Origin of the sequence: Luteimonas aestuarii, assembly GCF_004357985.1 — a bacterium.
Lineage (GTDB): Bacteria > Pseudomonadota > Gammaproteobacteria > Xanthomonadales > Xanthomonadaceae > Luteimonas > Luteimonas aestuarii.
Genome location: NZ_SMTF01000008.1, coordinates 1 through 19,002, shown reverse-complemented (window position 1 = coordinate 19,002; position 19,002 = coordinate 1). Strand labels below are relative to the sequence as shown.

At 66.8% G+C, this 19,002-nt stretch carries 17 protein-coding genes; 9 read left to right on the top strand and 8 right to left on the bottom strand.

Features of this window, described 5'->3' with window-relative positions; translation table 11 throughout:
* Positions 1-94: 94 nt before the first annotated feature.
* The 7 genes from E2F46_RS10365 (at position 95) to E2F46_RS10335 (ending at position 6,222) form a co-directional block, all read left to right on the top strand.
* Positions 95-439 carry a hypothetical protein gene (locus E2F46_RS10365; protein WP_133322022.1) on the top strand — a complete coding sequence of 115 codons (345 nt, stop codon included), beginning with the start codon at positions 95-97 and terminating at the stop codon, positions 437-439.
* Positions 440-502: 63 nt separating this feature from the next.
* The gene (locus E2F46_RS10360) at positions 503-1,531 is read left to right on the top strand and encodes an agmatine deiminase family protein (RefSeq protein ID WP_133322021.1); all 1,029 of its coding nucleotides are present in this window, start codon (positions 503-505) and stop codon (positions 1,529-1,531) included.
* Between the two features lie 125 nt (positions 1,532-1,656).
* Entirely contained in the window at positions 1,657-2,541 is an 885-nt protein-coding gene (locus E2F46_RS10355; protein WP_133322020.1) for a carbon-nitrogen hydrolase, read from the top strand.
* Between the two features lie 13 nt (positions 2,542-2,554).
* A complete protein-coding gene (locus E2F46_RS10350) occupies positions 2,555-3,112 on the top strand; it encodes a GNAT family N-acetyltransferase (protein ID WP_133322019.1) in 558 nt (185 codons plus the stop codon).
* 37 nt (positions 3,113-3,149) lie between these two features.
* Positions 3,150-3,755 (top strand): TetR/AcrR family transcriptional regulator, encoded by a 606-nt coding sequence (locus E2F46_RS10345; RefSeq protein ID WP_341777559.1) that lies wholly within the window; start codon positions 3,150-3,152, stop codon positions 3,753-3,755.
* A gap of 183 nt (positions 3,756-3,938) precedes the next feature.
* Positions 3,939-4,832 carry an alpha/beta hydrolase gene (locus tag E2F46_RS10340; protein WP_165967434.1) on the top strand — a complete coding sequence of 298 codons (894 nt, stop codon included), beginning with the start codon at positions 3,939-3,941 and terminating at the stop codon, positions 4,830-4,832.
* 193 nt (positions 4,833-5,025) lie between these two features.
* Positions 5,026-6,222 (top strand): TraB/GumN family protein, encoded by a 1,197-nt coding sequence (locus tag E2F46_RS10335; RefSeq protein WP_133322016.1) that lies wholly within the window; start codon positions 5,026-5,028, stop codon positions 6,220-6,222.
* Positions 6,223-6,237: 15 nt separating this feature from the next.
* Here E2F46_RS10335 and E2F46_RS10330 read toward each other — a convergent pair whose 3' ends face one another.
* The 4 genes from E2F46_RS10330 to E2F46_RS10315 are packed head-to-tail and all read right to left on the bottom strand — an operon-like array spanning position 6,238 to position 14,649.
* Entirely contained in the window at positions 6,238-6,957 is a 720-nt protein-coding gene (locus E2F46_RS10330; protein ID WP_133322015.1) for a CPBP family intramembrane glutamic endopeptidase, BDIM_20840 family, read from the bottom strand.
* Positions 6,954-10,043, bottom strand: a complete 3,090-nt coding sequence (locus E2F46_RS10325) for an efflux RND transporter permease subunit (protein ID WP_133322014.1) — start codon at positions 10,041-10,043, stop codon at positions 6,954-6,956. The genes E2F46_RS10330 and E2F46_RS10325 overlap by 4 nt, the downstream gene beginning before the upstream one ends.
* Entirely contained in the window at positions 10,040-13,510 is a 3,471-nt protein-coding gene (locus E2F46_RS10320) for an efflux RND transporter permease subunit (protein ID WP_133322152.1), read from the bottom strand. The genes E2F46_RS10325 and E2F46_RS10320 overlap by 4 nt, the downstream gene beginning before the upstream one ends.
* A 17-nt stretch (positions 13,511-13,527) precedes the next feature.
* Positions 13,528-14,649: an efflux RND transporter periplasmic adaptor subunit gene (locus E2F46_RS10315; RefSeq protein WP_133322013.1), complete on the bottom strand. Its 1,122-nt coding sequence runs from the start codon at positions 14,647-14,649 to the stop codon at positions 13,528-13,530.
* A gap of 351 nt (positions 14,650-15,000) precedes the next feature.
* Here E2F46_RS10315 and E2F46_RS10310 point away from each other — a divergent pair, with 351 nt between their 5' ends.
* Positions 15,001-15,393 (top strand): c-type cytochrome, encoded by a 393-nt coding sequence (locus E2F46_RS10310; protein ID WP_133322012.1) that lies wholly within the window; start codon positions 15,001-15,003, stop codon positions 15,391-15,393.
* Between the two features lie 8 nt (positions 15,394-15,401).
* Complete coding sequence (locus E2F46_RS10305) at positions 15,402-15,830, top strand: c-type cytochrome (RefSeq protein ID WP_133322011.1); 429 nt, start codon at positions 15,402-15,404, stop codon at positions 15,828-15,830.
* Between the two features lie 101 nt (positions 15,831-15,931).
* On the opposite strand, the gene E2F46_RS10300 is transcribed toward E2F46_RS10305, so the two are convergent.
* The 4 genes from E2F46_RS10300 to E2F46_RS17800 form a co-directional block, all read right to left on the bottom strand.
* Positions 15,932-16,474, bottom strand: a complete 543-nt coding sequence (locus E2F46_RS10300) for a hypothetical protein (protein ID WP_133322010.1) — start codon at positions 16,472-16,474, stop codon at positions 15,932-15,934.
* A 16-nt stretch (positions 16,475-16,490) separates the two neighbouring features.
* Positions 16,491-17,837, bottom strand: coding sequence for a hypothetical protein (locus E2F46_RS10295; RefSeq protein ID WP_133322009.1), 1,347 nt, complete (start codon positions 17,835-17,837; stop codon positions 16,491-16,493).
* Positions 17,838-17,856: 19 nt separating this feature from the next.
* Positions 17,857-18,561, bottom strand: a complete 705-nt coding sequence (locus E2F46_RS10290) for a hypothetical protein (RefSeq protein ID WP_133322008.1) — start codon at positions 18,559-18,561, stop codon at positions 17,857-17,859.
* Between the two features lie 62 nt (positions 18,562-18,623).
* The gene (locus E2F46_RS17800) at positions 18,624-18,755 is read right to left on the bottom strand and encodes a hypothetical protein (protein WP_279512684.1); all 132 of its coding nucleotides are present in this window, start codon (positions 18,753-18,755) and stop codon (positions 18,624-18,626) included.
* Positions 18,756-19,002: the final 247 nt, after the last annotated feature.

The following is a 19,002-nucleotide window of genomic DNA, read 5'->3' as shown; positions in this document are numbered from 1 at the left end:
AGCATTCCGGCCCGCTTGACCGCACCGCGGCACACAATCTGATACAACGCCGGTCTGACCGTCTCGGCGTGATCGCCGACCAGAGGAGCCTGCCATGCATCGCCTGCCCCGCCCGCCCGTCCTGCTGTCCGCCGCGCTCGGCGTCGCCCTGCTCGGCGCCGCACCTTTGGCATTCGCCGACACTCTCCTGATCGAGCGCAGCCAGGCGGCCACCGTACCCATGCCGGCACGCGGCATGACCATGCAGCAGGTCGAAGCCCGCTTCGGCGCGCCGGCCAGCAGGCTCGACCCGCGTGGCGGCCAGAAGCGCCAGTGGCCAACGATCAACCGCTGGTCGTATCCGCAGTTCACGGTGTATTTCGAGCGCGACCGGGTCATCGATGCGGTGGTGAACCAGGCGTCGCCGGAGGAAGTAGGACCGAAGCCTGCCATCCGCTGAGTAGGTTTGGCGTGGGTGGTCGCGCATAATCCGCACCACCCCACGCGACACACCGCTGTTCCAATGACCGATACCGCCCGTTTTCCCGCGGAATGGGAGCCCCAGTCCGCCATCCTCATCGCGTGGCCGCACGCCGGCACCGACTGGGCGGACCGCCTGGGCGAGGTTGAAGACACGTATATCGCACTCGTGGAAGCGATCACCCGCTTCCAGCCGGTCGTCATCTGCGTGGCGGATGACGATGTCGAGTGCTATGCGCAGGCACGGCTGGCGTCGAACCGCATCGACATGGCGCGCGTGCGCTTCGTCGGTGCGGCCTACGACGATACCTGGCTGCGCGACTCCGGCCCGATCACCTTGCGCGACGCCAGCCACTTTCGCCTGCTCGACTTCCGCTTCACCGGCTGGGGCGGCAAGTTCGAGGCCGGACGCGACGACGCGCTGGTCGGCCACCTGCACGCGGCCGGCCTGTTCAACGACAGCGAAGTGCGTGCCATCGACTTTGCGCTGGAGGGCGGCGCCATCGAGACCGACGGTGCCGGCACCCTGCTGACCACGTGGCAGTGCCTGCACGAGCGCCACCCCGGGCTCTCGCGGCAGGCACTGACCGAAAAGCTGTCCACCTGGCTGGCGCAGGACCGCGTGCTGTGGCTCGACCATGGCTATCTGGAAGGCGACGATACCGATGCCCACATCGACACCCTCGCCCGCTTCGCCGCACCCGACGCCATCGTGTTCCAGGCCTGCGACGACGCTGCCGACAGCCACTACGTTGAACTGCAGGCCATGGCCGATGAACTGGCGGCCCTGCGGACGCGCGACGGAGCGCCTTACCGGCTTTTCCCGCTGCCTTGGGCCAAGCCCGTGATCGACGATGGGCGCAGGCTTGCGGCCAGCTACGCCAACTTCCTGATCGTCAATGGCGCGGTGCTGATGCCCGCCTATGGCGACGAGGCCGACGCCAGCGCGGCCGCCGTGCTGGCGCAGGCCTTCCCTGGTCGAGAGATCGTGCAAGTGCCATGCCGGCCGCTGATCTGGCAGAACGGCAGCCTGCACTGCATCACCATGCAACTGCCCAAAGGCCTGGTGTAGGGCGGGTTTCAACCCGCCGGGAATCTTTTTTGCTCCACGACGTGGAGCCAGCCACACGCCCCCTCTGCCGCATGACCGCCGACGCCCTCACGATGGCGGGTTGAAACCCGCCCTACAATCTCCCCATGAAGAACAAGACACTCCCCGTCGCGCTGATCCAGGAGCGCAACCATGGCGATGCCGAGGCCAACCTGGCCGTGATCGAAGCGCGCGTCGCCGAGGCCGCGAAAGCCGGCGCAAGGCTCGTGCTTCTGCAGGAACTCCACAACGGCGCGTACTTCTGCCAGCACGAGTCGGTCGGCGAGTTCGACCTCGCCGAGCCGATCCCGGGCCCGAGCACGGAACGTCTTTCGAGGCTGGCCAGGCAGCACGGCGTAGTGCTGGTATCGTCGCTGTTCGAGCGGCGCGCCGCCGGCCTGTACCACAACACCGCCGTGGTCTTCGAAGCCGACAGCAGCATTGCCGGCAAGTACCGCAAGATGCATATCCCCGATGATCCCGGCTTCTACGAGAAGTTCTACTTCACCCCCGGCGACCTCGGGTTCGAACCCATCGACACCTCGGTCGGCCGCCTTGGCGTACTGATCTGCTGGGACCAGTGGTATCCGGAAGGCGCACGGCTGATGGCGCTGGCCGGCGCCGAAGTGCTGCTCTATCCCACCGCCATCGGCTGGGACCCGGACGATGCCCGGGACGAGAAGGATCGCCAGCGCGATGCGTGGATCCTGAGCCATCGCGGTCATGCCGTGGCCAACGGCCTGCCGGTGTTGTCGTGCAACCGCGTCGGCCACGAGCCTTCGCCGCTCGGCACCAGCGGCATCGATTTCTGGGGCAACAGCCACGTGCTCGGGCCGCAGGGCGAGTTCATCGCACAGGCCGGTGGCGAGCCGACGATCCTGTTGGCCGAGATCGACCTGCAGCGCAGCGAACACGTCCGTCGCATCTGGCCGTTCCTGCGCGATCGCCGCATCGATGCTTACGGCGACCTGCTCAAGCGCTACCGCGACTGACGACGGGACACCCATGGCGCTGGCCATCCGCGATGCAGCCTTGGCCGACGCGCCCCAGATCGCAGCGCTTTACGCGGGCGAAGTGCGCCATGGCATCAACACCTACGAACTCGAAGTTCCGGACGCGGCCGAGATGGCCATGCGCATGCAGCACCTGCTGGCCGCGGGCTACCCGTATCTCGTCGCCGAATCGGACGGGGCGTTCGCCGGCTACGCCTACGCCAGCAGTTTCCGCGCGCGTGCCGGCTACCGGCATACCGTCGAGAATTCCGTCTATGTCTCTCCCGCGCATCAGGGCGAGGGCATCGGCACTGCATTGATGGAGCGCCTGGTCGAGGAATGCACGAACCGCGGCTATCGACAGATGGTTTCTGTCATCGGCGACCCGGGCAACATGGCGTCGATCCGGCTGCACGAACGTTTTGGCTTCCGCCACATCGGCACTTTCCCCGGGATTGCGTTCAAGCATGGCCGCTGGCTCGACACCGTATTCATGCAGCGCGCCCTCGGCCATGAAGGCGCGGCGGGCGCTTTGCCGAGTGATCGCATCAATCCGACGAACGGCGATTGATTAAAACGAACGGTCGTTCTTTAATGGCGACGTGATGATGTCGCCCTCCCCCACCAAGGGTGCCACCACGCGCGAGGCCATCCTCGCGCGTTCCTACTCGCTGGCCTGCGTCGCCGGGCTGGAAGGCCTGACCATCGGCGCCCTCGCCGCCCAGGTCGGGATGTCGAAAAGCGGCGTGTTCGCCCATTTCGGTTCCCGCGAGGAGCTGCAGCTGGCCACGCTGGATCTGGCTGGCGAGCGCTTCGTCGGGCATGTCCTGGTGCCGGCGCTCAGGGAGCGGCGCGGCCTGCCGCGGCTGCGCGCGATCATGGCGAACTGGTTCGACTGGGTACGCCATGAAGAAGATGGCGGCTGCCTGTTCCTCGCGGCCGCCAGCGAATACGACGATCGCCCCGGCCCCATCCGTGACCGCCTGCTGCAACATGAGGTCGACTGGCGCGAACAACTCGCGCGCTCTGTCCAGCTGGCCGTGGATGCGGGTGAGCTGGCGAAAGGCACCGACACCATGCAGGTTGCCTTCGAGCTCTACGGCATCGCCCTGATGATCCACCACGATGCCGGCCTGACCGGCTATGCCGAAGCCGCCGAGCGCGGCCTGCGCGCGTTCGACCGCCTGATCCGCAGCTACTCCCCCAACGCCTGAGCCCCGCAGGAGATCCGGATGGATGCTTCACTCCAAGAAATTAGCACGACCGTTCGTATTAATGACGTGCACGCCGCGGCAACTTCCCCGGATCTGGAAGCGGTCGCCTCGCCCGCAGCGGCCGAAGCGGCATGGCTTAGGCGGGACTGGAAATTGCGGCTGTTGCGCAGCGCGATGCACATGTTGAGCCGGCTGCATCCGGCCTCGGCCGTGCGTCTTTTCGACCGCATCTGGTTCACCGCGCCCCGCACCCGGCCACGGCCCGATGCGCGGCACTGGCTGCCGCGAGGCGAACGCAAGACGCATCGTGTCCACGGCCGCGAGGTCGTGTCCTGGTCCTGGGGCGCGGGCCCGACCGTGCTGCTGCTGCATGGCTGGGGCGGGCACGGTGCACAGATGCACGCCTTCGTGCCGCCGCTGCTCGAAGCCGGTTTCCGCGTGGTCATGTTCGATGCCCCAGCACATGGCGCCTCCGGTCCGAGCCGGCTTGGGGGCAACCGGGTGACCTTCATCGAAATCGTCGATGCGCTGCGCGTGGTGGCGGCATCGACCGGCCCATTGGCTGGATTGATCGCCCACTCCGGCGGCTGCGCAGTGGCCGCCTTGGCCCTGCGCGATGGCTGGCAAGGGCCACGGCGCATGACGTTCGTCGCACCGTTCGCACTGCCTTCCGCTGCGATCGAACCGTTTGCGAGTACGGTCGGGGCCAGCGCCGCGGTCGCCGCCGCCTTCCGGGAACAAGCCGAACGACGCCTTGCACGCGCCTGGGAGGATTTCGACATACCGGCGCTGCCGGGGGTGCGCGAACTTCCACCGCTGCTGGTCGTGCATGATCGAGAGGATCGCGAAGTACCGTTCTTCAACGGCGAGACGGTTGCATCGGCGTGGCCTGGTGCCAACCTGCTAGCCACGGATGGCCTCGGCCACCGTCGGCTCTTGCGCGACCCAGGCACCGTCGCACGCATCGTCGGCTTCATGATGCCGGAAGCGTCGGTGACGCGAGGCGTTCCAGCCGATGCGCGTGGAGAGCTGGACCACGACTATGCCCGCTCGGGGTTGAGCCACGCCCGCTGCTGAACCCGCTGCGACCACGTGCCGCACAGCGAGCCCGCGGCACTTCCTTCAACTGGACGTGGCGACTAACCTAGCTTCCAGCGATCACGTTCCATCACACGCAACGGCGCCTCATGGCGCCGTCTGCATGTTGCGCCCCCTTCCCGTTCCGCAGGACACGAATACCTTGCAAGACGTCGATCCCGATCCACAGGGCATGCCTGTCCATTGGCAGTCGCAGCCCCACGCCATCGTCGAACGCAACGGCGTGCACTACACCCTGTTGGGCACGGCACACGTGTCGCGGACCAGCGTGGATGCGGTGGAGCACGCGATCACGAGCGGCGACTTCGATACGGTTGCAGTGGAACTGGACAGCCAGCGGCTGCAGGCCCTGAACGATCCGGACGCGCTGGCGCGGCTGAACCTGGTCGACGTGATCCGCAAGGGCCACGGCGCGCTGTTCGCCGCCAACCTGGCGCTGGGTGCGTACCAGCGCAGGATCGCCGAACAGTTCGGGATCGAGCCGGGTGCCGAGCTTAAGCGTGCCGTGGCACTGGCCGCAGCGCGCGGCCTGAAGATGGAGCTGATCGATCGCAACGTGGGCCTGACCTTCCGCCGCGCCTTCGGCAAGCTCGGCTTCTTCGGCAACCTGAAGTTCATCGCCAGCCTGATGGTGGGCCTGCTGAGCAGCGAGGAGATGGACGAGGACGAGATCGAAAAGCTGAAGCAGGGCGACATCCTGGAATCGAGCTTCGGCGAGTTCGCGCAGAGCAATCCGGCGCTCTACGAGGCCGTCATCGCCGAACGCGACCGCTACATGGCCGCGCGCCTGCGCGAGGTGCCCGCCGACGCGAAGCGCGTGCTTGCCGTGGTGGGCGCCGGGCACCTGGCGGGTTTGGCGCGCCACCTCGAACACGACGATTCGCCTCCGGCCGCCGTCCGGGACGAACTGGAAGCCGTGCGGAAGTCGCACCTGATGCGCTGGATCACCACCGGCTTCATGGTGCTGATCGCGGCCGCGATCGGTTGGGGCTACTACCAGGGCGGCGCGGAGCTGGGTCGCGAACTGGTGGTGCAGTGGGTGGTGTTCACCGCGGGATTCGCTGCACTCGGTACCGTGCTGGCCGCTGGCCATCCACTGAGCGTACTGGTCTCGGCGATTGCCGCGCCGCTGAAACCCATCCGCCCCCCCGGCCTGTCGCCGGGGCTGTTCAGTGCGATGGTCGAGGCCCACCTGCGCAAGCCCGCGTACGGCGATTTCATGACGTTGCGCGACGATGCACAGGCGATCGGCGGCTGGTACCGCAACCGGGTGTCGCGCACCCTGCTCAACTTCGTGCTGACCAACCTCGGGTCCAGCATTGGTGTCTGGGTGGCGGGCATCCGCGTGTTCGGCAAGGTGTTCGGCTGAGCCAGCCGCGCTGCTTCAGAAGATCACGAACGCGCCATTGACCACGTTGTGCGCCAGCACCGGCGCCAGCAGGCTGCCCGTGCGCTCGCGCAGCCACAGCAGCACCACGGCGGGCACGCCCGTCACCAGGAACGCGCCCCACTCGAACGACACCGCGCCATCGCGATAGGCCATCGCGTGGATCAGCCCGAATGCCACGCAGGACAGCACCCCGCCCCAGCCGATCTCGATCCCGAGCACCCTCCATCGTGCGCGGAAGGCCTCGTTCAGCGCCAGAAGAAGCACGCCGCGATAGAACAGTTCTTCCTCGATGCCGGGCATCGTCCACTGGTAGGCGATGGTGCCGGCATCGGCCGGGCCGTCGCCGTAATAGGCGCCCGCGGCCAACAACCCGATCGCCAGCACCGCGAACACCAGCCAACCCAGGCCCGCGCCTTTTGCCTGCGCGAGGGTGATGCCACTCCGGCGCCATCCGAACATCGGCAGGGCCGCGATCGCCAGGAACGCAAGCGTGGCCAGCCACTTGCCGGTCCAGTTCCAGCGCGCCCCGGCCACGAGTTCCGGCACCAGTCCGTACAGGCGCAGCAGCAGCGCGTCGTGCAACACGATCAATCCCGCTGCCGCCAGCAGCCAGCGCCAACGGAAATGCCGGGGTGCATGCAGCGCACCGGCCAGGCCGAGGCCCAGCACGACGGCCGCCTGCAGGCAGGCATCGATGACGGCGTCTGGGATCATGTCGTTTCCAGCAGCTGCTTTTGCGAGCGGCGCATGCGGGCATCGGCGAGAAGGCGGCGGGTGCCATTCGCCAGGTCATCGAGCAGCGCATAGATCGTCGGCAGGAACAGCAGGCTGACCACCGTCGAGAACGCCAGGCCGCCGGCCACCGCACGCGCCATCGGCGAGTAGGCCAGGCCACCCAGCACCACGGTGCTGCTCAGCGAGATCGGGATCATCGCCAGGATCGCCGTGCCCATGGTCATCAGGATCGGACGCAGGCGTTCGCGGCTGCCTTCCACCAGCGCATCGGTGCGCGCCATCCCGCGCCGGCGAAGGGTATTGATGTGCTCGACCATGATGATGCCGTTGTTCACCACCACGCCCATCAACACCAGCACGCCGATCAGCGCCATGATGGTGAAGGCGGTACCGGTGATCCAGAACAGCCAGAACACGCCGAAGATCGAGAACACCACGCAGCTCATGATGGCAGAGGGGAACAGCAGCGACTCGAACACCGCCGCCATCAGCACGTAGATCATCAGCAGGGCCAGCACGAGGTTGAACAGCATCTGCTGCATCGCCTGCTGGTCTTCCTCGAAGCCGCTGCCATCGAAGCTGTGCCCATAGCCAGCAGGGAATGCCACCGAGGCCAGCGTGGCCTCCATCGCCCGACGCGCGTCCGGCATGGTGGCATCGCCCTCGAGGTTCGCCTGGATGGCCAGCGTGGTCTGCCGGTTGGTGCGCGAGATGCGGGTGGCCGTCGGTACCAGCACGAGATCCACCATGCTCATCAACGGCACGGTCTGGCCCCCCGGCGACCGGATCATGAAGCCCGCGATGTCCGCCTCGGTAAAGCCTTCCGCACCAGCGAACCGCACCCACACCGGCACCTCGGTCTCGCCACGGCGGAACTCGCGCAGCGGGCTGCCGCGCAGCGCCATGCCGACGAAGCTGGACACCTGTTCCGCACTGAAGCCATAGGCGCCCGCACGCTCGCGGTCGACGCGTACGATCAGCTCCTGGTTGGTGTCGCCATCGTCGATGCGCACGTCGCGCAGCTCCGGGCGTCGCTCCAGCATCGGCACGATGTCCGTGCCCAGCTCGCGGAGTACCTGTGACGAGTCGCCGACCAGCAGCACCTGCACGTTCTGGCCGCCCTGCCCGCCACCGCCCTGGCCGCCCCCGCTGCCACGGACGCCCACCTCGGCGCGTGCGGATTTCGGCAACTCCGCACTCAGCAGGTCGCTCTTCGCACGCAGGTCCACCTTCGAACCGCCGAAGGTCACGACCGTGCCCGAGTCGCCCTGCTCGCTGAACCACGAGTACACCTGGCTGATGCCAAGCCGTTCGCGGTTGCCGTCCAGGAACTGCTCGATCCGGGCCACTTCCTGCGAACGTTGCTCCTTGTTGTAGCTGCCTTTCCACTGGTAGTAGATGGTGACTTCGTTGCCACCGTCTCCACCGCCGAACATGTCGAACCTGGTCTTGGTCATCGGCAACACGCTGATCGCCACGATCAGGGCGATGCCCAGCACGCTCCAGCCCCGATGTTCCAGCGTCCAGCGCAACAGCCGGCCGTAGCCGCGCTGCATGCGCGGGATCAGGCCTGCCGGGTTGGAGACCGCCGGCGGCGTCTTCATCCGCGCGGAGAGCATCGGGATCAGGCTCACCGCGACCAGCCACGAAGCGAGCAGCGAGATCGTGATGGTCACCGCGATCTGCGCCATGAAGATGCTGACCTGGTTGGTCTCGCCCAGCAGGTTGGGCAGGAACACGATGCAGTGGCTGAGCGTGCCCGCCGAGAGTGCGATGGCTACGTTGCGCGTGCCGAGGATCGAAGAGAACACCGGGCGGTCCGGATGCCGCTCGCGCTCCTGGTAGATGCTCTCCACCACCACGACGGCGTTGTCGACCAGCATGCCGACCGCCAGCAACAGCCCCATCAGCGTCAGCACGTTGAGGGTCACGCCGAAGAAGTGCATGAACCCGAGCGTCATCACGAAGCAGATCGGGATGGCCAGCGTGACCATCAGCGTCGACGGCCAGTGGCGCAGGAAGAAGAACAGCACCAGGATCGACAGCGCGAGGCCAATGGCACCAGCCTCGGCCAGCTCGAGCAACGAGCCCGTGACCTCCTCGCCCATGTTCTGGATGACCTTGACGTCGATGCCTTCCAGGCCCGGTTCGGTGCGGGCACGGTCAAGTTCGGCAAGCGCCTCGCGCGCCACCTCCACCAGATTGGCGTCCCGCTCCTTGAAGATGTCCAGCCCCACCGCGGAGCGCCCGTCGAGGCGACGTCCGTAGTTCATCCGCTGTGGACGCAGCTGCACGTCGGCGACATCGCCCAGGCGCAGCCCGCGGTCGTTCAACGGCAACTGCCGGAACTGCTCGAGGTCGGCGATCTCTCCCACCGGCTGCACCCGGAACCGGCGCCCGCCGTCCTCCACCATCCCGGCGGACACGGAGAAATTGAGCGTCTGCAGGCGCTGGCCGAGCGCATTGAGCTCAAGGCCGTGCGCATTGAGGCGCTCGGGATCGATCGCGATCTCCACCTCGTTCGGCGGCGCGCCATTGATCTCCACGCGCCCCACGCCGGGCACGCGCTCGATCCTGCGCTTGAGTTGCCTATCGATCAGATCATAGGCGGTGGTCAGGTCGGTGTCGCCAGCGAGGCGAACGCGAAGCACCGGCGCATCCGCGGTGGACCACTTGAAGACGAAGTAGCGCTGGAAGTCGTCGGGCAGGTCGCCGCGGATCGCGTCGATGCGCTCGCGTGCCTCCGAGGCGATGATCGCCACGTCACGGTCCCAGTCGGTGAACTCCATGAACACCTGTGCGCCCTCGGAATTGGCCGAGGCGAACATGCGCTTCACGCCGCTCAACGTCGCCAGCGCCTCCTCCGCCGGGCGCAGCACGTTCTGCTCCACTTCCTCCGGCGTCGAACCCTCGTAGGGAAGCTGGATGAACAGGAACGGCGCCGACACGTCCGGCAGCGCTTCCAGCGGCAGCCGGAACGAAGCGATCAGGCCAACCACGAACAGCGACACGAACAGCATCACCGTGGTGACCGGGCGGCGCAGGCTGAGCTCGGCAATGCTCATGCAGGTTCGACTCCGCGCGCATCCATATCTCCGCCTTCCAGAACGCCACGCGCGCGACGGCCGCGTTCGCGGTACCAGTCGTCGCCACGGCGGTCCATCAGGTCGTAGACCACCGGGATCACCACCAGCGTCAGCAGGGTGGACACGATCACGCCGCCGATCACGGTGATCGCCATCGGCGAACGCACTTCCGCGCCTTCGCCGAAGGCCAGCGCCAGCGGCATGAAGCCGAACACCGTGCACAGCGAGGTCATGATGATCGGGCGCAGGCGGGAACGCGCACCTTCCACCATCGCATCGGCCTTGGCCAGGCCGTCCTCGCGCAGCTGGTTGACCTTGTCGATCAGGATGATCGCGTTCTTCACCACCAGGCCCACCATCAGGATCAGGCCGATGAACACCACCACCGAAATCGTGTTGCCGGTGACCAGCAACGCCAGCACCGCGCCCACCAGCGCCAGCGGGATGGTGAACAGTATGACGAACGGATGCAGCAGCGATTCGAACTGCGACGCCATCACCAGGTAGACCAGGAAGATCGCCAGCGCGAACGCGAACAGCAGGGACGCGATCGATTGCGAAAGCTCCTCGCCCTGCCCGCCGATGTGCATCGACACGCCGGCACCCAGCGGGTTCTCGGCCACCATCCGTCGCACGTCGGACACCGCCGTGCCCAGGTCGATGCCGCGCAGGTTGGCCGACACCACCGCCACGCGCACCTGGTCGGCGCGGTGGATCTCGGAAGGGCCAGTGGTCGCGACCACGTCCGCCACCGCGGACAGCCGCACCGGACGCGCGGCCTGCGGATTGACGATCAGGTTACGGATCGCCTCGACGGAATCACGCTGGTCCTCCTGTGCGCGCACCAGCACGTCGATCTTGCGGTCGCGGAAGTTGTAACGGGTCGCCACCTCGCCGCGCACGCTGCGCACCACGGCATCGGCCACGTCGCGCGTGGTCAGGCCCAGCGCGCCGGCGCGGGTCTGGTCGAACAGCACCTGGATCTCCGGCGCGCCCTGCTCGACCGTGGATTTCACGTCCGCATACTGCGGGTTCGCGCGCAGCAGCGCGGCTATGCGCTGGCCGGCCACGGCCAGGCTGTCGAGGTCCTGGCCACGCAGTTCGATCTCCAGCGGCGTGGAGAAACTGAACAGTGCCGGTCGGCTAAAATCGACCTGCACGCCCGGGATGCGCGACATGGTGTCGCGCAGCCGTTCGGTCAGCGAAGCCTCGATCGCACGGCTGCCACCATCGGCCATCACGATCGTCAGCTTGCCGACGTTCTCCCCGCTGTCGGTCGGGTTGGCGTCCAGCCGCGTTCCGGATCCGCTGTAGCCGAAGAGCGCATCGATGGCGTCATCGTCCGCATGCCCGGCCTGTACGTCGCGCATCACCCGGTCGGTTTCACGCAGCGGCGTGCCGGGTGGCAGCTTGACGGTCATTTCGAAACGATCCTGCGCCAGCTGCGGGATCAGGTCGGTGCCCAGCATCGGCACGATTGCCAGCGTGGCGACGAAACAGGCACCCGCCACGCCCAGCACCAGCCCCGGCCGACGCAATGCGCCCGGCAGCAAGCGCAGGTAACCGCGTTCGGCCGCGTCGTAGGGCTTCATCGCCAGGTCGCTGGCCTTGCGCATCACCGGGCCAACGACAGCCACCAGCAGGCGCCACGCACGCACCAGCACCCATGCGATGCCGAACCAGAGCCAGTACAGCACCGCACCGATCCCGCGCACCACCGCGGCGAAGGGTTTCTGCCAAACCTTCCGCGGGCGCCAGCGCTCGCGCGGCGGCTCGTCGGCGAAACGCAGCGAAGAATCGCTTTTCAGTGCGCTGAGCATCGGGATCAGCGTCATCGCCACCGCCAGTGAAATCGCCACTGCCAATGCCACGGTGATCGCCTGGTCGCGGAACAGTTGCCCGGCGATGCCGTCGACGAACACCAGCGGCAGGAACACCGCGATCAGCGTCAGCGTGGACGCCACCACCGCCATGCTGACTTCGCGCGTACCCGCGATGGCCGCTTCGAGCACCCCCATGCCACGCTCGCGGGCCTTGGCGATGCTTTCCAGCACCACGATCGAGTCGTCCACCACCAGTCCGGTCGCCAACGCCAGGCCACTGAGCGACATCACGTTGAGGCTCAGCCCCAGCTGGTCCATGAAGAAGAAGGTGGCGATGATCGACACCGGCAGCGACAGCCCGACCACGAACGTGCTCCAGCCGTTGCGCAGGAACAGGAAGATGATCAGGATCGCCAGCGTGCCGCCCAGCACCGCGTCGAACTTGACGTCCGAGATCGCGGCGCGGATGAACTTGGCCTGGTCGTCGACCACGCGCAACTCGATGTCCGGCGGAAGTTCCTTCTGCAACTGCGCGATGCGCGCATGCACCGCATCGGCGGTGGCGACGGTGTTCGCGTCGCCCTCCTTGTAGATCGCCAGCTCGACCGCTTCACGGCCATCGAGGCGGATGATCGACTCGCGTTCGCGATACCCCTGGCGCACCTGGGCCACGTCGCGCAGGCGCACGGCGCGCCCGTCGGCGACGGCATTGCTGCCGGTGCTGCCCTGTGAGGCCATCGCGGCGGCCATCACCGCGGCATCGCCGGACGCCGCGGCGATGCGCGCGACCTCGCTGTTGCCGCTGCTGGCGCCGGTGTCCGCCGACTGCGTGGCGACCAGCATGTTGCGGATTTCCTCCACGCCCGCGAACTGGTTCACCGTGCGCACGAGGTAACGCTGCGTGCCCTGTTCCAGGCGACCGCCGGACAGGTTCACGTTCTCCTGCCGCAGGCGCTGGATCACGTTCTCGACCGGCAGGCCGATCCGCGCCAGTTGCTGGGTGTCCAGTTCGACCTGGATCTCGTCTTCCAGCCCGCCGCCGACGCGCACCGCGGCCACGCCAGGCACCGGTTCGAGCTTCTTCTTCAGGTCGTCGTCGGCGTAGCGGCGCAGCTCGGTGAGCTGGCGCACCGGATCGCCCTCGCCCTTCGCCGCCAGCGCCAGGCGCAGGATCGGCTCGGTCGAGGGATTGAAGCGCAGCAGCACCGGCGGCGCGACCTCCAGCGGCAGGCGCAGCGATTCCAGTTTGTCGCGTACCTCCAGGCTGGCCTGGTCCATGTCGGTACCCCAGGCGAACTCCAGCACCACGTCGCTCTGCCCGGTGCGCGAGACCGACCGCATCTTGCGCAGGCCCTTCACCACGCCCAGTGCCTCTTCCACCGGCTGGCTGACCAGGGTCTCGATCTCGGCCGGTGCCGCGCCGGTGTATTCGGTGCGCACGGTCAGCGTGGGGAAGCTGAGGTCGGGCAGCAGGTTGACCTTGAGGTTGCCCAGCGCGATCCATCCGAACAGCAGCAGGCTGATCGTCACCATCGCCACGGTCACGCGGCGCCGGGTGGAGAACTCGATCAGGCCGCCGCGGGCGCGTTCCCCCGGACCGGGGCCCGCGTGGGCGCCAGCCATGTCGTCTTCAATCCGGTTCATTGCAGTTCGCCGTTGCCGTCGCCAACGGCAGCGCCCGCGGCGTCCGCCAGCTGCGGCCCGATCACCTGCACCGCGCTGCCGTCACGCAGCGCCACCTTGCCGGCGGTGACCACCGCGTCGCCCTCGGCCAGCCCCTCGCGCACTTCCACGAAGGCACCATCCTGGTAGCCCAGCGCCACCTGCACGCGGACCGCCTTGCCGTCGCGGACCACATAGACCGCCGGTTCGCCCTCGTCGTCCAGCAACGCCAGGCGGGGGATGGTCAATGCATTGGCGCGCTGGTCGTAGTCGATGCGCAGGCGCCCGAACATGCCCGGCTGCAGCGCATCACTGCCGTCGAACGCGGAGATGACCCGGAACGTGCCGCTTCCACCGTCCACGACCGGCGCCACGCGATCCACCAGGCCCTCGAACGTCCGCCCCGGCAGCGCGTCGACCTGCAGCCGCACCGGCAGGCCGGGCTTGAGCGTGGCGATCTCGCGCTCGGGCACGTCCAGCGTGGCCTCGAGGCGGGACGCGTCGATGATGCGCACGATCGGCGTGTTGATCTGCACGAAGTTGCCGGACTTGATCGAGCGCGACGCGACCACGCCGGAAATCGGCGCAACCACGTTGGTGTACGACAGTTCCAGGTTGGCCAGGCGGTTCACCGCGCGCGCGTTCTCAAGGTCGAAGCGCAACTGGTCGAGGTCGTTGGCGCTCACCATCTGCTGCGCCGCCAGCTGTTGCGCACGGCGGTAGTTGGCCTCCAGCTTCTGCAACTGCGCCGAACTCTGGGCGGCCTGCAGGCGCGCACGGTCCGGGTCGATGCGCACCAGCACCTGGCCTGCGCGCACCTGCTGGCCCTCCTCCACCAGTACCTGCAGCGCCACGCCGGAGGTCTTGGCGACCACCTGCGACTCGGCCACCGGCTCGAGGTTGGCAGTGTTGGCGTAGCTGGCCGCGATGGGCCGCCGAGCGACCTGGGTCACCTCCACCGGGACTGCATCCGGCCCCTTGTCGGCCTCCTTGGCCTCGGCGTCACCCCCACCCTTGCAGCCGACGAGGGCGAGCGTGAAGGCCAGCAAGGCGGCAATCGGAAGCAGGCGGACGCCGTGGAAGACACGTTGAGTCGACATGGTGAAGCTGGCCCCTATGGTGTTGTAGCAAGGTATATCACCAAACCGGGCGGTCGCATCCGCCAGAGGTCATGGTGACGAGCGGCGTGGTCGCCGCGAGAGAGGAAACGCCGGTACCCGATTCGGGCGGCGTCCGCGAAAACGGTCCGCCCGGATGCGGCACCTGTGTCAGGTGCCGGATGCGATCCCCGCGATATTTTCGCCCGGGCTCGACGCCACCGCGGGAACGGATCATTAACAGCCGCTTGACCGCAAGCTATACTGCCGCGATATCGCGCCGACGCATCGCGTGGCGGCACGATCCGGAACCCGAGCCAGCCCCAACAGCCAAACAGGATTGCGGAACACGACATGACGCGACCGTTGACGATCGCCGCCACCCTCGCCCTTGCCGCGCTTTCATACGCAGTGGTCGCGCAGGACGCACAGGACGCCTCCCCCGCAGCCGAGGCCGCCCCGGCCGCGGCAGCCGCAGCACCCGCCGCGCTGACCGGCGATGCCGATACCGGCCGCCAGCTCACCTACACCTGCATCGGCTGCCACGGCGTCGAGGGCTATCGCAACATCTATCCGCACTACCACGTGCCGTTGATCGGTGGCCAGTCGGCCGTCTACCTCAACAACGCATTGCAGGAGTACCGCAAGGGCACGCGCAAGCATCCGACGATGCAGGCGCAGGCGCAGAGCTTCTCCGACCAGGACATCGCCGACATCGCGGCGTTCCTCTCCGGCCTGCAGAAGTGAGGCGCGCCATGACCAACCGCTCCCGGATCTCCCGCCTCGCCCTTGCCCTCGGCGCCACCCTGGTGCTGGCCGCCTGCGGCGGACAGCCCGAAGAGGGCGCCGAAGGCCATGCCGCGTCGTCCTCGGCCGGGCTGCCCAAGGGCCGCATTGCCGAAGGCGAACAGCAGGCCAACGCAAAAGGCCAGGCCACCGGCCAATCCTGCATCGACTGCCACGGCGCCGACGGCAACGAGCCGCTGGACCCGACCTATCCGAAGATCGGCGGGCAGTATCGAGATTACCTGGCGCACAGCCTGCAACAGTACCGCGATGGCGACCGCGACCATGCGCTGATGTCGGCGCAGGCCACCGGCCTCAGCGACCAGCAGATCGCCGACCTGGCGGCCTACTTCGCGTCCCGCCCCACGCAGTTGCGCGACCTGCGCGGCGCGCACTGACCGCGGCGCGGCGCCGGCGCTGCCGGCACCGCACCGCATCGCCCGACATCCCGGCGCAAGCCGGGATGTTGCGTTGTGGGGCCGGCGGGAGCGGTTGCGCCCTACTGCTTCGGCAGTACGACGTACTCATCATCGAGCCGCTGCGGTTTGCTGCCGATGCGGACGCACAGATCGTCGCCGCAGCGCACGAGCACGCCAGACGCGGCCAGTCGCTGCAGTTCAAGCTGGTACTCGATTCTTTCCATCGTTTGCCTGTTCTTCCACACCACATAGCTGCTGCCGCCTGCGGTCAGCAGCGAGCCGACCGCCAGCGCGGTCAAGGCGATCGCGACCCAGAAGAGTCGGTCCTGCCGCAGTCGCTCACTTTCGATGCGCAGTTCCTCGGCCGTGTGCCGGGCCGCATGCATGGCATCTTCCATGGCGCGGGAAAACGCATCGGCGGCCTCGGCGGTCCCCTGCGCCGTCGCCGCACGCGCCTCGGTGCGAATGGCCGTCGTCAATTCTTCCCTGGCCTGACGCATGGACGCGTCCAGTGCCTGCGCCGTCTGCACGAGGCGCTGCGTGCTTGCCAGGTGTTGTCGCTCCAACTCCTGTACCAGTGCGCCCAGGCGCACCGTCAGTTGCTTCAACTCTTCCGATGTCATGTGCAGCTCCTTGGGATCAACGGACCAGGACCGGCCCTGTCTGAGCCTGGACTCGTGCGGCTTCCTGTGCTTCGGCCCGGGCCTGCGCGGCCAGGTACTCGCTGACTTCGCGTTCGGCCTGGCGGCCGTCCGGCGAGTGCTTCCAGTCCTCCACCGCCGCCCGCATGCCCTCGCGGTCGCCAAGCAGGGCCGCATCGGTCAGGCGCTCGAAAATGGCATCGATGCTGTTGTCGCGGGCGGCCTCAGGCCGTTGCGGGGACCAGGCGCTGGCGTCATGCCCTGCAGGATCGGTTTGCGACCGCTCCCGGGCCGGGTCGAACCTCGGCATGTCCGTGGCGATGGGCAACTCGTGCTGGTGCGTGGCGAGGGTGTGCTGGAACAGATGCGCCGTGGGCGGCTGGTTGCCGAAGTCGTAGTACGGCAGCGGCTGCTGGTGCTGCCCCAGGTCGATGCCGTTCTCCTCCAGCAGTTTCTCGCTCAACCGCAACTGCGACAGATCCAGTCCCATCTGCGGCGTGGCGATGCCCGGCTGCGGCGGATGATAGTGACGCTCGACCTGGGCGATATGGCTCACCGCACTGCGGCCGTAGTAGTTGGCGTAGTCGGAAGTGCCGAGCGGGCCGATCCTGGTGTTTTCCGCCACTTTGTCGAAGAAGTTCTGCCCCATCGCCTCCAGATTGGCCGCACTGGGGCTGAGCGTCATGTCGGGGTTGAGGGTCAGGTTGGGTTTGAGGGTGTAGGTGTAAGGCGGCCCGTCCTGACTTTGGTCAATGAAGTTCCTGACTCGGCCCTGCTGCGCCTCGAAAATTTCCTGCAGACTTGGATCTTGATTCGGATTCGCACTCTTGACCCGGCTGACAATGGCGTTCCAGCCGGCGATTTCCGCACCCGCCTCGTCACGACGGTGCTGGGCCAGCAGGGCAGCGGCGGGGGCCGTGTAATCGCGAGGAGGTGGGACGTTCTGGGCAATCCCCCGGACGTCGTTGGAAAACTTGGCCTGTGCCTCCTGTGTGGCGATGCGATTGAAGCCATGCCGTAGCTCATGGCCCAGCACATAGGTGATCTCACCAGCGTTGTGCAGTGCTGTATCAGCTTGGTCCGGCCCGGGAGGCGGCGTGGTTAGCCTGTCCAAGGGCAGGCGCATGGCCTGGTTCTGCGGGTCGTACTCGCCACCGGCATTGGGGTGGGTCAACGGCACGATCGCCTTGAGGTGCCCCTCCGCTACTGCGGCGTTGATCTGGTCGATCAGTGCCGGCGAAGCGAAGATCACGGCTTGCAGGTTGTTCAAGTGATCCTGGGTGACGCCGGGGTGCTGCCCGAAGGCGTCGATGACGGCCTGGGCTTGCGGACTGAGACTGGACATGTCGATTTCCTCCCTGAAATCAGAAAACTTGAATCATCCACACGCATGTGCGTCCGGTGCGGGCATCTGCTCTTCCAGGGTGGACGACTACGGTCATTTCACTTTGGCCATTCTTGATCCGTCTGAAGGTGTAGCTCATCAGGCGGCCGTGCGATGGCCGTTCCACGCGAATTGGTGTTCCATCAGGAAGGAAGGACGGAGGCGGGGCTGGCGGCAAGGAGTCATAGTTCCCGGTCTTGGAGAAGCCCATGGCCTCCAACTCTGCCGAGAACTCTTCAAAATCAGGTTGGCAGATATCGGTCACGTCGGGTGATTTTCCCGGAGGTTCGTTGAAGCTAAAAGAAAACGGAACTCCCGACTTCGGGTCCTCGCGCATTTCGAACCCATACCACCAATCCTCGCTTATCTGCTCGCCGTAGCCGTAATAGCCGGACGAAAAGGTTTTGACATCCACTCCCATGACTTGGCTCAAGCGTTCGGGTGTGAAGTCGCTCCGAAACCTGCTGCTGCGAATCAACTCCAGCAATCGGGTCAATGCCTGTTCCGCAGTCAGCTTCGGGGTGATGGGCGAGGTGTCCTTTCCGGCAGTGTCGGGGTCAGTTGGCGTGGCCATGGCGGGTGTCTCCTTGACGGGATTCTGGTCGAGCGTCGTTTGTGCGGGGGCATGCGCGCAGGCACCCAGTACAAGCGATGACAAGAGGAGTGGCGAGGTGCGTGGTCGCATGCAGATCATCCTTGTTGCATCGAGGGGTTGAAGAGGACGATACGCCCGGGAATATCGGGTGACTACCGGGGTAGCATCAGTACCGGAGAAGCGAAGATCGCGGCTTGCAGGTTGTTCAAGTGATCCAGGGTGACGCCGGGTTGCTGCCCGAAGGCGTCGATGACGGCCTGGGCTTGCGGGGTGAGACTAGGCATGTCGGTTTCCTCCCTGAAATCAGAAAATCTCAATCATCCTCACGCATGTGCGTCCATTGCGGGCAGATCTCCTTCCCGGAGAGACATCCACTCTCATTTCTGGCACCCCGTCCCGCATGCGTTCGAAGGTGTAGCTCATCAGGCGGCCGTGCGATGGCCGTTCCACGCGAATTGGTGTTCCATCAGGAAGGAAGGACGGAGGCGGGGCTGGCGGCAAGGAGTCATAGTTCCCGGTCTTGGAGAAGCC

What these genes read in the sequence shown, in the direction of transcription:
- E2F46_RS10355 (WP_133322020.1), top strand. Translation starts at nt 1,657, where the DNA reads ATGAAGAACAAGACACTCCCCGTCGCGCTGATCCAGGAGCGCAACCAT.
- E2F46_RS10330 (WP_133322015.1), bottom strand. Translation starts at nt 6,957, where the DNA reads ATGATCCCAGACGCCGTCATCGATGCCTGCCTGCAGGCGGCCGTCGTG.
- E2F46_RS10295 (WP_133322009.1), bottom strand. Translation starts at nt 17,837, where the DNA reads ATGTCCAGTCTCAGTCCGCAAGCCCAGGCCGTCATCGACGCCTTCGGG.
- E2F46_RS17800 (WP_279512684.1), bottom strand. Translation starts at nt 18,755, where the DNA reads ATGCCTAGTCTCACCCCGCAAGCCCAGGCCGTCATCGACGCCTTCGGG.
- E2F46_RS10300 (WP_133322010.1), bottom strand. Translation starts at nt 16,474, where the DNA reads ATGACATCGGAAGAGTTGAAGCAACTGACGGTGCGCCTGGGCGCACTG.
- E2F46_RS10325 (WP_133322014.1), bottom strand. Translation starts at nt 10,043, where the DNA reads ATGAGCATTGCCGAGCTCAGCCTGCGCCGCCCGGTCACCACGGTGATG.
- E2F46_RS10305 (WP_133322011.1), top strand. Translation starts at nt 15,402, where the DNA reads ATGACCAACCGCTCCCGGATCTCCCGCCTCGCCCTTGCCCTCGGCGCC.
- E2F46_RS10365 (WP_133322022.1), top strand. Translation starts at nt 95, where the DNA reads ATGCATCGCCTGCCCCGCCCGCCCGTCCTGCTGTCCGCCGCGCTCGGC.
- E2F46_RS10350 (WP_133322019.1), top strand. Translation starts at nt 2,555, where the DNA reads ATGGCGCTGGCCATCCGCGATGCAGCCTTGGCCGACGCGCCCCAGATC.
- E2F46_RS10320 (WP_133322152.1), bottom strand. Translation starts at nt 13,510, where the DNA reads ATGGCTGGCGCCCACGCGGGCCCCGGTCCGGGGGAACGCGCCCGCGGC.
- E2F46_RS10310 (WP_133322012.1), top strand. Translation starts at nt 15,001, where the DNA reads ATGACGCGACCGTTGACGATCGCCGCCACCCTCGCCCTTGCCGCGCTT.
- E2F46_RS10360 (WP_133322021.1), top strand. Translation starts at nt 503, where the DNA reads ATGACCGATACCGCCCGTTTTCCCGCGGAATGGGAGCCCCAGTCCGCC.
- E2F46_RS10290 (WP_133322008.1), bottom strand. Translation starts at nt 18,561, where the DNA reads ATGCGACCACGCACCTCGCCACTCCTCTTGTCATCGCTTGTACTGGGT.
- E2F46_RS10335 (WP_133322016.1), top strand. Translation starts at nt 5,026, where the DNA reads ATGCCTGTCCATTGGCAGTCGCAGCCCCACGCCATCGTCGAACGCAAC.
- E2F46_RS10315 (WP_133322013.1), bottom strand. Translation starts at nt 14,649, where the DNA reads ATGTCGACTCAACGTGTCTTCCACGGCGTCCGCCTGCTTCCGATTGCC.
- E2F46_RS10345 (WP_341777559.1), top strand. Translation starts at nt 3,150, where the DNA reads ATGTCGCCCTCCCCCACCAAGGGTGCCACCACGCGCGAGGCCATCCTC.